Below are 12262 nucleotides of genomic sequence, written 5' to 3'. Positions count from 1 at the left end.
TGAACGGAGATAATCCTGCGCCGAACCGGCCCCTTGTCGCGTAACTGCACAAGGGGCCATTTTTTTACCTGCTTCCCTTCCCTGAATCATTTCTCTGAATTACAGGTAAAAAAAACCGCCGGAAAACCAGCGGTAAATGCTTGCATGGATAGATTTGTGTTTTGCTTTATACGTTATCTGGCAATTCCCTGCGAAGATAACGAATAGTCGGCTAATATATCATCGACAACCACAATGGAAGTTAAACGAAACGTAACTACAACCGATCTGTGCTGATAAAATTCACGCTCTGACGAGCGGTGTCGGTTGATCATTGGTGCCAACTAACGTGATTTTCTCTTTTTCATCCATAAACATGCAGCGATTCCTGCCGGTCTGTTTCCCTTCATACATAGCTCTGTCAGCACGTCCAAGACCGTTGTCCAGCGTTTCACCCTGTTGAACTCTGGTAATGCCAGCCGTTACCGTTATACCGATTTCGCCTTCTGGATAAGGGATTTTTTTCTGGCCAATCAGATGACAAAGACGCAACCCTGCCTGGCAGGCCTGCTCGTCCGTTTTGGTGCGGATGATGACAATAAATTCCTCACCACCATAGCGATAAGCAACCTCATCATATCGCGTCCATGATAATAAATTTGACGCCAGACTGCGCAATACTATGTCACCAACCAGATGCCCGTAGGTATCATTAACATGTTTAAAACGGTCGATATCCAGCAACAATATGTACAGGTTAAGCGGCTCAGCATCGAGTAACTGCTGGTCAAACGACTCATCAAGCATTCTTCTGCCAGGTAAGCCTGTTAACACATCAATATTACTGCGGATAGTCAGTAAATATATTTTGTAGTCCATGACCGCAGACGTAAATGCCAGTAACGCATCCTGGAAACTGTCGAAATGCCATGAATGGCTACGCTCTTCCACGATTGCCAAGAGCAATTCCTTGCCTAACAAATGCATTTTCTCGTGAGTCGCGTTAATCTTGCTGACATAACTACATTCATCATCATCGTGCTGTGGATGGTCTTTGAGCCACTGGCCAAATTGACAAACAACGTGAGAGTCATCGCCCGAAATATCAGGCTGAGTAACGTCTGATGACACCACACAGCGGAACATTTTCACTAGCCACTTATAATGAGCATCAATTGATTTGTTAAGTTCGATTAAAATTGCATCTATTTCCTGTGTTCTTCTGATCATCACGGTTTCCTTCCCTGTATGAACATTTAGACATGGGTATTTTAGCGCCCAAAAGGAAAATTTATGTAAATTTTTTAATAGTAATTAATATTAAGGAAAGTAAATAAAGATTACTTCGCATGATAATAAATTAAATTGAAATAAAAATAACCATTATAATCAATGCAATAGAATGAATGTGATTATTCTTATTTTATATTTAATGAAACAAAACACGTCTAAGTCAAATCGCAAAAAAGACGATAATATTAACCGCATGAAATGTGATTAAGAATCAACCATTACGTTGACGGTGGTAGAGAGAAACTACTGCTATGGTTTCCAATTAATCAGCATCGGTTCCAGGAATGTTCCCAAAATAGTTGCTTCATTCGCTACATTGTGTTCTCGTCTGCTGACGGTTCAGTTTATTTGGTGCTATGTTGGCGTGACCTGCAATCAGGAGATGATATGTTTTCTTTTCTCAAAACCCTTCACCGTCTCATCACCACACAACAAAAGACAGAAGAGTCGAACGATCAATACTCGAACGAGCAACTCATTCAATGGGCTACAGGCTGCATGCTGGAAGGGCTTCCCGATGATTTTTATCAGGCCCGGTTATTGTGCATATAATCCCCTGACCCTGAAAATCCTGAGGGTTCGATAGTCAACGTCAATCATGACGTCATGCTCACATCTGAATCCGAATATGAACAATTTCAACCTGCTGATTTTCTTTACCCCACACAATGTCTGGAAATGATCCTTGATGGTAAGGAATGGCATCAGGCCACCATCATTTTCAACAAAGATAACGCATCGTTTAAATGGGAGTAGCTTCGCGGTAAAGAATCTGCCCGCCCATACCTGAAATCAGCTTACCTACCCGAATATAATCCTTATAGAATAAAGCGGGCGCATCATCCCAGTGGCAGAGCGCGATTTCGCGCTTCAGATATGTGTCATAGTAGATAATCAGTTATCAATCCGTTTTTTTTAAAGAAATTTCTCATTCTGCCGATTTAACATTAGGGTCTGTATATATGGCAGGGTCGTGTATGCCGCCACCCAACGGATTAAAACGGATTAACTTCAAAGGATTCTGCATGTCTGCCGCTATTGAGACCTCCGGACAGGTCTACAAGAAAATCTCACAAGAAGTTGGACGCATTCTCGATAATCTTACTAAGCCTGTAACCGACACTGCGCTAAAGAAAGCCAACGACCAAGCCCGTCTTCAACTTGAAAGTTTCCAGACACGGTTAAATGAAGCCATCGAAAGCTTGAGCGCGAATGCTGAGTGGGAGACATTTACTATCGCCTTCTACGGCGAAACAAACGCCGGAAAATCAACCGTTATTGAAGCACTGCGCATCCTGCTTAAGGAAGAATCTAAACTCGCCAGACAAGATGCTTTTCGCAAGTTTCAGCAACAACATAATCTCTCGCCTGAGATTCTTGAGAACAACGAACGGCTGTTGAAAGACAATGAGACCCGGATCGAGACCCTTAGCCGGGCTATAGCAGAATTACGAGGAAGCTATGCTGCGCGGGAAGCTGAACTTGAGAAAGAATTGTCGCTACTGAGCACGCTTATTGAAGATCAGAAAAAGCATTGGTCCGCAATACGTCGGCTGATAGCCCTATACATTCTATCCCCAGAGCAAAAACAACAACAACAGCTGAGGAAGCGACAACTGGCATTGGACGCTGAAATTAGTCAGGCAACACAGTCCTTAACAAGCCAGCAAGCGGAATGCGACAGAGAGCGGCAGACGATTATAGAGCTACGGGCAAGATTGGAGAACCAACTTGGCGAACTAAACGCGCTAGCGGATGGTGAAATCATCGGCACTGGTCTGTCAGACTTCACTCTGGAAGCCACTCTTTATCCTTTCGAAGCACATGGCCAGCGTTTTGCTCTACTGGATATTCCTGGTATTGAAGGTAAAGAGAGCAAGGTGCTCGAACAAATTAAGCGAGCGGTCGAGAAAGCGCATGCGGTGTTTTATGTAACCAGCAAAGCAACTGCACCGCAGAAAGGTGATGAAGAAAATCCCGGAACACTGGAGAAAATTAAATCACACCTTAATGCGCAGACCGAGGTCTGGACATTGTTTAATAAGCGTGTGACAAATGCGATGAGTCTTAACAAACCCTTGGTGGATCAAGATGAAGCGCAGAGTATCAAGGATCTTAATGAAAAAATGCGCGAACAACTGGGTGACAACTATCGAGATACGCTGGTTGTCAGCGCCATGCCAGGGTTTCTCAGTGTGGCTGAACATTTGGTGCCTGGCGGGTCGCGCATTAAAAGCCGCGATAGATTTCTAAAATCCTTTACCAGAGAACAGTTACTTGAGAAAACGGGCGTTGCGGAACTTGCGCGCGTATTAACACAGCAGCTCGTGACCGACAGCAAAGAAAAAATTACCCGCTCAAATACCCAAAAAACTCGCGTTGTGCTGGATGATATTGCAGCACAAGTGACTACGCTGCAACAGGACACCTATGCCGGGCTTGCCAGTCAGTTCAGTGATAAAAAAGACAGTGCGCATAAGCAGCTTGACCTTGCTCTGAAGTCACTGTACCAGCGACTGATTGACCGAGCTGATGAGGGAATTAGCCAGTTCCGTAATCAGGCACGGGAACAAGTTTATCAGGCCATTGACGGTGACATTAGCACCGACCGTTTTAAAAGTGAGCTGGAGTCTGCTATCAGCAGGGAGCACGGCAAGCTTGAAAAATTCCTCCCAGAAGCACTGAAAAAAGAGCTCGAGCGTTTTCAGCTTGAGATTAGCGACATCATTGAGCAATTCCAGCAGCACGCTCACGAGATACTCGACACCTTCGCAAGCCTGCAAAAACATCAGTTCAGTAGCGAGTTTCCACTCACCATTGATATTGATAATGGCATCAAGGTCTCAGGGCTATTGGCATCGCTTGCAGGAGGTGCGCTGTTATTTTGGAACCCCGCGGGGTGGCTAATCCTTGCCCCTGCACTCGCAAGCCTTGCCTTTGCGGCTTACAAGGCGGTGCGCAGCTTTTTCAGCTCCAACTACAAAATGTCGCAACAGAAGCAGTCAGCTGACAAAAATCTCAGCAATGTGGCCGCTCATATGAATGGCGCAATCTTAGAAGGTATCGAAAAGGCCTTCCCTGAACTGAAGAAGAAAATAGCCGAACTCAAAGTAATGTTGGAAGCACCGGTACAGCAGGTATCAAGCATAAATGAGATTTTGACTCAGGCGGCCGCAGCGTTACGCCTGTTATCTAATGAAATTGATTTTTCTGGAGCTAAGTAATGGAAAAAACGCTTGAGGCTTTTAAAGCGCAACAGTTACGCAATATTAACATTTTGGATGAACTGACTGCATTTCTCGAGCAGGGGGAAAAGGTCGGTGTCCCGGTCGATGTACAACTTATTCATAAAATTGAGGCGGCCAAAGAGAATGCTGCGAATGGGAAATTAAAAATCGCTCTGATCGGTGGTTTTTCAGAAGGTAAAACCTCCATTGCAGCGGCATGGATGGGGCGTCTGGATAAAGCTAGCATGAACATCAGCCATCAGGAGTCATCCAACGAAGTCAAAGTGTACGACGTGGGTTCTGATTTTGTTCTGATCGATACGCCTGGGCTGTTTGGTTTTAAAGAGCAGTTCAATGAGGACACCCGAGCCGTCGAAAAATACAAGGACATGACAAAAAAGTATATCAGCGAGGCACATCTGATCCTCTACGTCATGAACTCCACCAACCCGATTAAAGAAAGCCACAAGGCCGACCTTGAATGGTTGTTCCGCACACTGAACCTGCTCGACCGAACGGTGTTTGTGCTCAGCCGTTTCGATGAGGTAGCGGACGTAGAGGACGAAGAGGATTACACGTCCAATATGCTGGTGAAACGCCAAAATGTGAGTTCTCGCCTTAGTGACCTGATTGCGCTGACCCAGCAGGAACGTGATGCGCTCAGTATTGTTGCTGTTGCGGCCAACCCGTTTGATATGGGAACGGAATATTGGCTGGAGAATCCTGACAAATTCCAGGCCCTTTCCCACATCGTCGAATTGCAGGATGCGACAAGTTACAAAATCGAGCGCAGCGGCGGTGCACTGGCACTGAGTGAAGAGACGAAAAAGAGCGTAATAAAGGATATTTTGTTCCGAAAACTTCCTGAGGCGATCGCTAACGATGATCGAATTAAGAAGGAGGTTGAAGGTCTTTCATCGATGCATACCCGGCTCTCTAAAGAGCTGCTCATGATGCAACGCGACATCACTGACGCCCGCATCAGTTTGAAAACCTTCGTTACTGATTACTTTAAAGATTTGATTTTGAGGGCCAAAGGCCTAAGTCTCGAAACCTATGTGGAATTTTTCGAGAACGAAATAGGCGAAAAAGGCATCGTGATTAATACCCGTCTCGAAAACGAGTTCGATCGTCGTGTCCAGTCCGTTAACAATGCTATCCGGAAAATGCATCTGGGCTACAGTGCGGAGATTAATCATTACAACGGCAATATTGCAGCCATGGGTAAGCAAGGGCTCAATTACATCGTTAAGAGCAATTTCATCAACAGTACAACCGTGATTGCGGCGCGTGATGGCGTGGTAACGGTTGGCAAAATGGCCGGATTAGAACTGGGCAAATTTCTGAAATTTAAGCCCTGGGGTGCCATAAAATTTGCAAAAGGCATGAACGGCGCGCTGGTATTTGTCGGCGTTGCGCTTGAACTCTGGGATACCTATAACCAAGCGAAGCGTGAAGAAGAGTTCAAGAAAATGATTGAATCCATGGTGGGAAATTTTAATCAACAGCGCGAGGGGTTGATTAATACGCTGGAAGAGAGTGATTTTGACCGTAAGCATTTTACCGGCTTCGCAGAGATGCAGGACGAAATGACCAACCTTGAGACAACGATGCAGGCGATCCGCGAGCAACAATCCCTTTTTTCCCGCTGGCGCGCGGATGCGGAAGCGATTGACGCTGAATACACGCGTGCGAACGACTGAGTCTGGAAGAAACCTGGATGGGCACGGAGGGTTGTAATGTGCCTGGCCCAGAGACGTTTTCAAATGATGCTTTGAAGATGGCGCAGGACTTATTTCTTCAATTTTTAAATTTCTAAATTGATCTTGGCAGTCGCTAACAACGTTCACTTCTGGCACAGAGCGGAGGAAGGCCCCCTGCAAATTTTGCAGAATTTAAGGATTCATTTTAGGGAGGAATTTTGGGGAAGAAAAAATCCAGCTAAAAACCGGGCATCGCGCCCGGTTCAATTTTTTGGCTGACAATGTCTTAAGCGCTCAAACCACGGTGTTTGAGCATTGGCTCCATTTTGGGGTCGCGGCCACTCCACTGGCGATAAAGCTCTGCTAAATCAGTGCTGTTACCACGGGACAAAATCGCTTCGCGGAATTTCTGTCCGTTTTCACGAGTCAACCCGCCCTGCTCTACAAACCACTGATAGCCGTCATCGGCCAACATTTGCGTCCACAAATAGGCGTAATACCCTGCGGCATAACCACCGCCGAAGATATGGGCAAAATAGCTACTGCGATAACGCGGCGGTACCGCCTGCAGATCCAGCCCTTCCGCAGCCAGGGCCTGTTGCTCAAATTCATCGACTGACAGTGATGACACACTCTGCTCCAGGCTGTGCCAGCGCATATCCAGCAATGCAGCGCTGAGAAGCTCCGTCATATCATAACCTTTGTTAAACAAGCTGGCCCGTTGCATCTTCTCCAGCAATGGCTGGGGCATTTTTTCACCCGTTTCAACATGGCGAGCATAACGCGCGAAAACCTGCGGATCACTCGCCCAGTGTTCGTTAATCTGCGACGGGAACTCGACGAAATCACGCGGGGTATTCGTGCCTGACAGCGTTGCATACCGTTGGCTGGCAAACAGACCATGTAACGTGTGTCCGAACTCATGGAACAACGTGATGACATCATCCCACAGCAGCAAGGCGGGTTGGCCCTGAGCAGGTTTCTGATAGTTGCAGACGTTGTAAATGACCGGTCTGGTTTCATTTTGCAGCGATTGCTCAACAAAATTCCCCATCCAGGCACCACCACTTTTTGAGTCACGGGCAAAGAAATCACCATAAAACAGCGCCAGTCCTACGCCATCATGATCGAAAATTTCCCAAACCCGTACATCCGGATGATAAACAGGGATGTCAAAGCGCTCGATGAATTTAATGCCAAACAGTTGGTTTGCTGCCCAGAAAACACCTTCATTCAGCACCGTATCAAGGGCAAAGTAAGGTTTAAGTAGCGCTTCATCAAGAGCATATTTTTCACGGCGTACCTGCTCGGCATAAAATGCCCAGTCCCAGGCCTCAACCTCGAATTCGCCCTGTTGCTGGTTAATCGCTTTCTGAATTTCAGCCTGCTCATTCAGCGCGCGTTGACGTGCAGCAGGCACGATCGCCCGCATAAAAGAGAGTGCCGCTGCTGGCGTTTTCGCCATCTGATCGGCAATTTTCCAGGCTGCAAAATTCGCAAAACCCAGTAATGTTGCCTGCTCTCTGCGGATCTCCACCAGCCGTTTAATGATAGCGCGGGTATCGTTGGAATCATTTTTTTCCGCCCGCGTCCATGCCTGGGTAAACAGGTTTTCTCGTGTCTGTCGATCGCGTAACGCAGCAAGTGCCGGTTGTTGGGTGGTGTTCAATAGTGGGATAACCCAGCGTACCTCAAGTCCTTTGTCGCTGGCGGCTTGCGCCGCAACGGCAATTTCCTCTGCACTAAGTCCGTCAAGTTGCCGGGCATCATCCATGACCAGTGCACCCGCCTTGTTCGCTGCCAGCAGACGCTGATTGAACTGACTGGTTAACGTCGCCGCCTCCGTATTTAGTTCTTTCAGGCGCGCTTTGTCGGCGTCATTAAGACGCGCTCCTGCCAACACAAAGCGTTGGTGAACCACCTCCAACAGACGCAATGACTCACCTTCCAGCTCCAGCGAAGAGCGTTGCTGCCAGACGGCATCTATACGCGCAAAAAGTGCGTCATTGAGGTAGATATCATTGGCCAGCGCAGCCAGTTCGGCGGAGAAGGCCTCGTCAAGCCGCTGCAGCTCATCGTTGGTATGCGCCGCCGTCATCGCAAAAAAAACGCTGGTGACGCGCGTCAACAACGCCCCACTTTGCTCAAGCGCCAGCAACGTATTTGTGAAATCAGGAGCCTGTTGGTTTTGCACAATCGCCGCTATTTCAGCGCGTTTTTGTTTCACACCTTCATCAAACGCGGGCCGATAATGGCAATCTTCAATCTGATCGAATTGCGGTGCCTGGTAAGGTAATGTGCTGTGGTGCAAAAAAGGATTTGTTAACGACATCTTTTCCTCCTGAAAACGATTTGTTTACTAGAGTAGGCCTCCCAGGATTCGACCGCAATCTCGTTAAGCAGGAATAGCTCTGAACAGAAATGACGTGCTATGGTAGTACTACATAAAAAGCGTTGAGGAACAGTGAGATGATCGTTTTAGTAACCGGAGCAACAGCAGGTTTTGGTGAGTGCATTACGCGTCGTTTTATTGAGAATGGGCATAAAGTTATTGCCACCGGACGCCGCCAGGAACGTCTGCAGGAACTGAAAGATGAACTGGGTAATAATCTGTATACCGCCCAGCTTGACGTACGCAATCGCGCATCCATTGAAGAGATGCTGGACGCCCTGCCCGCCGAATGGCGCAATATCGATATTCTGGTCAACAATGCCGGTCTGGCGCTGGGTCTTGAGCCAGCCCACAAAGCGAATGTTGATGACTGGGAAACCATGATCGATACCAACAACAAAGGCCTGATTTATATGACTCGTGCCGTTTTGCCGGGCATGGTCGAGCGTAACCGCGGCCACATTATTAATATCGGCTCTACCGCCGGTAGTTGGCCGTACGCTGGCGGGAACGTGTATGGTGCAACCAAAGCGTTTGTTCGTCAGTTTAGTCTGAACCTGCGTACAGACTTACACGGCACAGCGATCCGCGTTACCGACATTGAACCCGGGCTGGTTGGCGGTACCGAGTTCTCTAATGTGCGTTTCAAAGGCGACGATGATAAAGCAGGTAAAACCTACGAAAATACCACTGCACTGACTCCGCAAGATGTCACTGAAGCCGTATGGTGGGTTGCTTCGTTACCGGCTCATGTCAACATCAATACCCTTGAGATGATGCCAGTCACCCAGTCTTTTGCCGGGCTCAGCGTGCATCGAAGCTAAATGAGATACCCGGCCTTGTGCCGGGTATAGAAAGCGCGCGATAAGTGATAAAATAGCCGGGTTAACTCTCTAATAAGTAAGAATGAATGACCGTAGAAACGCAGCTCAACCCTACACAGCCGGTAAATCAACAGATTTACCGTATTCTTCGCAGCGATATCGTGCATTGCCTGATTGCACCCGGTACGCCATTGTCGGAGAAAGAGGTTTCCGTACGCTTTAACGTGTCTCGCCAGCCGGTACGAGAAGCATTCATCAAACTGGCAGAGAACGGTTTGATTCAGATCCGTCCACAACGTGGCAGTTACGTGAATAAGATCTCGCTGTCGCAGGTGCAAAATGGCTGTTTTGTACGTCAGGCCATTGAGTGTGCCGTAGCCCGCCGCGCCGCCTCGATGATCACCGACAACCAGTGCTATCAACTGGAACAAAACCTGCATCAGCAACGCATTGCCATTGACCGTAAGCAGCTCAACGATTTTTTCCAGCTTGATGATGAGTTTCATCAGAAACTGGCATTAATCGCTGATTGCCAGCTTGCCTGGGACACCGTCGAGAATATTAAAGCCACGATTGACCGAGTGCGCTATATGAGTCTGGATCACGTCTCTCCGCCTGAAATGCTACTTCGTCAGCATCATGATATCTTTGCGGCGCTGGTAAAACATGATGGCGATGCCGTCGAGCATGCAATGAAGCTGCACCTACAGGAAATTAGCGAATCTGTTCAGCTTATTCGTCAGGAAAATAGCGACTGGTTTAGCGAAGACTAATACGTAGCTCACCTCTCACTGAGGTGAGTTTCCCCGAACAATCCCCTCTCCCGCATATCCCCATAAAAAAAGCTGTGATTTTGATCGAAAACAAAAAAAATCATTAACGAGAAGCGTATTTATATTGCGCCCGTTACGTGGGACTAAAAGCCCACGGGCTTTGACGGTAAGTTGGAAAGGAGAAAACACCATGAAAACATACGATCGTAACCGCAACGCAATCACCACTGGCAGCCGCGTCATGATTAGTGACACCGGACTCACCGGCCGTATTACAGCCATTGACACCGATGGCCTGACCGCTGAGCAAATCCGCCGCGGTAAAACAGTGGAAATCGAAGGATGTGAAGGCAAATATGCCCCCCTCGAACTGATTCGTTTAGGCATGAACTAATTGGTGTGAATGCCAAAAACAATGCGCCATCTGGCTGTCGTTAAAGCCGGATGGCGACATAAAGCGTTATCTTACTGACTGTAATTTCGCCGCATATTTCGCAACCGTTGCCTTCGCACCTTCCGCCAACAAAGTCAGGTACGCTTCTGTAACCTGCTTTTTAAACAGTTCAATTTGTGGCAGTTCGTCACCAAAAATAGCGTCAATAGCCAATAGCGCCAGCACACGATCTTCACCTTCGTGACTGTTCTGTACCGCTTTCTGGATAACTGGCAGCAGCGGATCGCTAATTTCAATGGCTTGTCCCTGCTCATCCACACCACCGACATAACGCATCCAACCCGCCACACCGAGCGCAAGCAGATCAAAACCACTACCGTGCACGATATGCCAACGCACAGAGTCAAGCATACGTTGCGGCAGTTTCTGGCTACCGTCCATGGCAATCTGCCAGGTACGGTGGCGCAACGCCGGGTTGCTATAGCGATCAATCAGCAAGTCAGCATAATGCTGGAGATCCACCCCTTTCACTTTTAATGTTGGCGCTTGCTCCTGCAGCATCAAGGCGCGGGCGGCGAGACGATAGTTCTCATCCCCCATGCAGTCGTTGATGTGTTGATATCCTGCCAGGTAGCCGAGGTAAGCCAGGAAAGAGTGGCTGCCGTTAAGCATGCGCAACTTCATCTCTTCGAACGGGATAACATCTGCCACCAGCTCAGCCCCGGCTTTTTCCCACTCTGGACGCCCAGCGACAAAGTTATCTTCAATGACCCACTGACGGAACGGTTCGCATGCCACACCCGCCGGATCGCGTACCCCGGTAAGTTGTTCAATTTTGTCCAGCGTATCTGCGGTTACCGCCGGGACAATACGGTCAACCATTGTTGACGGGAACGTCACATATTGTTCGATCCATGCAGCCAGCTCAGCATCCACCGCGCGTGCATATGCGGTGACAACATTGCGCATCACATGACCGTTTTCAGGCATGTTGTCACAAGACATCACGGTAAACGCACCTAAACCTGCGGCTTTACGGCGTGCAAGTGCTTCAACCACCACACCCGGCGCGGTCTTCGGCTGTTTTGGGTTTTGCAGGTCGGCGGCAATCATCGGGTTATCCAACATCAATTGCCCGGTCGCCGGAGAGTGGCAATACCCCTTCTCAGTAATGGTCAGGGAAACGATCGCCACCTGCGGTTCGCACAGCGCGGCCAGTACAGCTTCCAGCCCATCAACCTGCGCATGCAACGCCTTTTTCACCACGCCAACAACTCTTGCTGTCCAGGCATCTGCAGACATTTCCGCAACGGTGTACAGGTTATCTTGCTGTTTCAAATCAGCAATCTGCTGCTCTCCGCCAATCAGGTTTACTTCGCAATATCCCCAGTCACTATTGTGATCTGCTGCCAGGATGTCAGCGTATACCCCCTGGTGTGCGCGGTGGAAAGCACCGAACCCCAAGTGAACAATACGCGGAACCAATTTTGTACGATCGTAGCCAGGAAGTGCAGCCTTTGCCGCTAAGAGCTTGTTTTGCATTGTATGACCTACTTATCAATGAAATCAGGACTGTCTCAGAGTAACGCCAGTATGGTTGTATGTTTTGATTTGCATTAAACTTTCTATAATTGGTATGACATCATTTGTTGAGTTATGTACCGATGTCGGTGAATT

Annotated in this window: 9 protein-coding genes; 6 read left to right on the top strand and 3 right to left on the bottom strand. The window is 48.1% G+C overall.

Features of this window, described 5'->3' with window-relative positions; genetic code table 11:
- Nucleotides 1-282 precede the first annotated feature (282 nt).
- Complete coding sequence (locus RYZ59_RS08735) at nucleotides 283-1209, bottom strand: diguanylate cyclase (RefSeq protein ID WP_318046157.1); 927 nt, start codon at nucleotides 1207-1209, stop codon at nucleotides 283-285.
- 450 nt (nucleotides 1210-1659) lie between these two features.
- Here RYZ59_RS08735 and RYZ59_RS08730 point away from each other — a divergent pair, with 450 nt between their 5' ends.
- The 3 genes from RYZ59_RS08730 (at nucleotide 1660) to RYZ59_RS08720 (ending at nucleotide 6202) form a co-directional block, all read left to right on the top strand.
- Nucleotides 1660-1824, top strand: a complete 165-nt coding sequence (locus RYZ59_RS08730; protein ID WP_318046155.1) for a hypothetical protein — start codon at nucleotides 1660-1662, stop codon at nucleotides 1822-1824.
- Between the two features lie 473 nt (nucleotides 1825-2297).
- Complete coding sequence (locus tag RYZ59_RS08725) at nucleotides 2298-4496, top strand: GTPase (RefSeq protein ID WP_318046154.1); 2199 nt, start codon at nucleotides 2298-2300, stop codon at nucleotides 4494-4496.
- Complete coding sequence (locus RYZ59_RS08720) at nucleotides 4496-6202, top strand: LeoA/HP0731 family dynamin-like GTPase (protein WP_318046152.1); 1707 nt, start codon at nucleotides 4496-4498, stop codon at nucleotides 6200-6202. The genes RYZ59_RS08725 and RYZ59_RS08720 overlap by 1 nt, the downstream gene beginning before the upstream one ends.
- A gap of 286 nt (nucleotides 6203-6488) precedes the next feature.
- On the opposite strand, the gene dcp is transcribed toward RYZ59_RS08720, so the two are convergent.
- Nucleotides 6489-8534, bottom strand: coding sequence for a peptidyl-dipeptidase Dcp (gene dcp, locus RYZ59_RS08715; protein WP_318046150.1), 2046 nt, complete (start codon nucleotides 8532-8534; stop codon nucleotides 6489-6491).
- A gap of 137 nt (nucleotides 8535-8671) precedes the next feature.
- On the opposite strand from dcp, the gene ydfG reads away from it, so the two are divergent.
- From ydfG to ydfZ, 3 genes are all read left to right on the top strand, one after another.
- The gene (gene ydfG, locus RYZ59_RS08710) at nucleotides 8672-9418 is read left to right on the top strand and encodes a bifunctional NADP-dependent 3-hydroxy acid dehydrogenase/3-hydroxypropionate dehydrogenase YdfG (RefSeq protein ID WP_137383108.1); all 747 of its coding nucleotides are present in this window, start codon (nucleotides 8672-8674) and stop codon (nucleotides 9416-9418) included.
- Between the two features lie 86 nt (nucleotides 9419-9504).
- Nucleotides 9505-10191 (top strand): GntR family transcriptional regulator, encoded by a 687-nt coding sequence (locus RYZ59_RS08705; protein WP_202038684.1) that lies wholly within the window; start codon nucleotides 9505-9507, stop codon nucleotides 10189-10191.
- A 190-nt stretch (nucleotides 10192-10381) separates the two neighbouring features.
- Nucleotides 10382-10585, top strand: a complete 204-nt coding sequence (gene ydfZ, locus RYZ59_RS08700; protein WP_003032393.1) for a putative selenium delivery protein YdfZ — start codon at nucleotides 10382-10384, stop codon at nucleotides 10583-10585.
- A gap of 66 nt (nucleotides 10586-10651) precedes the next feature.
- Here the strand turns inward: ydfZ and RYZ59_RS08695 are convergent, their stop codons facing one another.
- Entirely contained in the window at nucleotides 10652-12127 is a 1476-nt protein-coding gene (locus RYZ59_RS08695; RefSeq protein WP_318046147.1) for a mannitol dehydrogenase family protein, read from the bottom strand.
- Nucleotides 12128-12262 lie beyond the last annotated feature (135 nt).

The sequence above is a fragment of the Citrobacter sp. HN-141 genome, from assembly GCF_033341895.1.
Lineage (GTDB): Bacteria > Pseudomonadota > Gammaproteobacteria > Enterobacterales > Enterobacteriaceae > Citrobacter.
The sequence above is the reverse complement of the archived record's forward strand: the minus strand, read 5'-3'. Positions and strand labels throughout refer to the sequence as shown.

Bases quoted from the DNA above. Each gene is read 5' to 3' on its own strand.
- RYZ59_RS08730 (WP_318046155.1), top strand. From the start codon at position 1,660: ATGTTTTCTTTTCTCAAAACCCTTCACCGTCTCATCACCACACAACAA.
- ydfZ (WP_003032393.1), top strand. From the start codon at position 10,382: ATGAAAACATACGATCGTAACCGCAACGCAATCACCACTGGCAGCCGC.
- ydfG (WP_137383108.1), top strand. From the start codon at position 8,672: ATGATCGTTTTAGTAACCGGAGCAACAGCAGGTTTTGGTGAGTGCATT.
- RYZ59_RS08735 (WP_318046157.1), bottom strand. From the start codon at position 1,209: ATGATCAGAAGAACACAGGAAATAGATGCAATTTTAATCGAACTTAAC.
- RYZ59_RS08725 (WP_318046154.1), top strand. From the start codon at position 2,298: ATGTCTGCCGCTATTGAGACCTCCGGACAGGTCTACAAGAAAATCTCA.
- dcp (WP_318046150.1), bottom strand. From the start codon at position 8,534: ATGTCGTTAACAAATCCTTTTTTGCACCACAGCACATTACCTTACCAG.
- RYZ59_RS08720 (WP_318046152.1), top strand. From the start codon at position 4,496: ATGGAAAAAACGCTTGAGGCTTTTAAAGCGCAACAGTTACGCAATATT.
- RYZ59_RS08705 (WP_202038684.1), top strand. From the start codon at position 9,505: ATGACCGTAGAAACGCAGCTCAACCCTACACAGCCGGTAAATCAACAG.
- RYZ59_RS08695 (WP_318046147.1), bottom strand. From the start codon at position 12,127: ATGCAAAACAAGCTCTTAGCGGCAAAGGCTGCACTTCCTGGCTACGAT.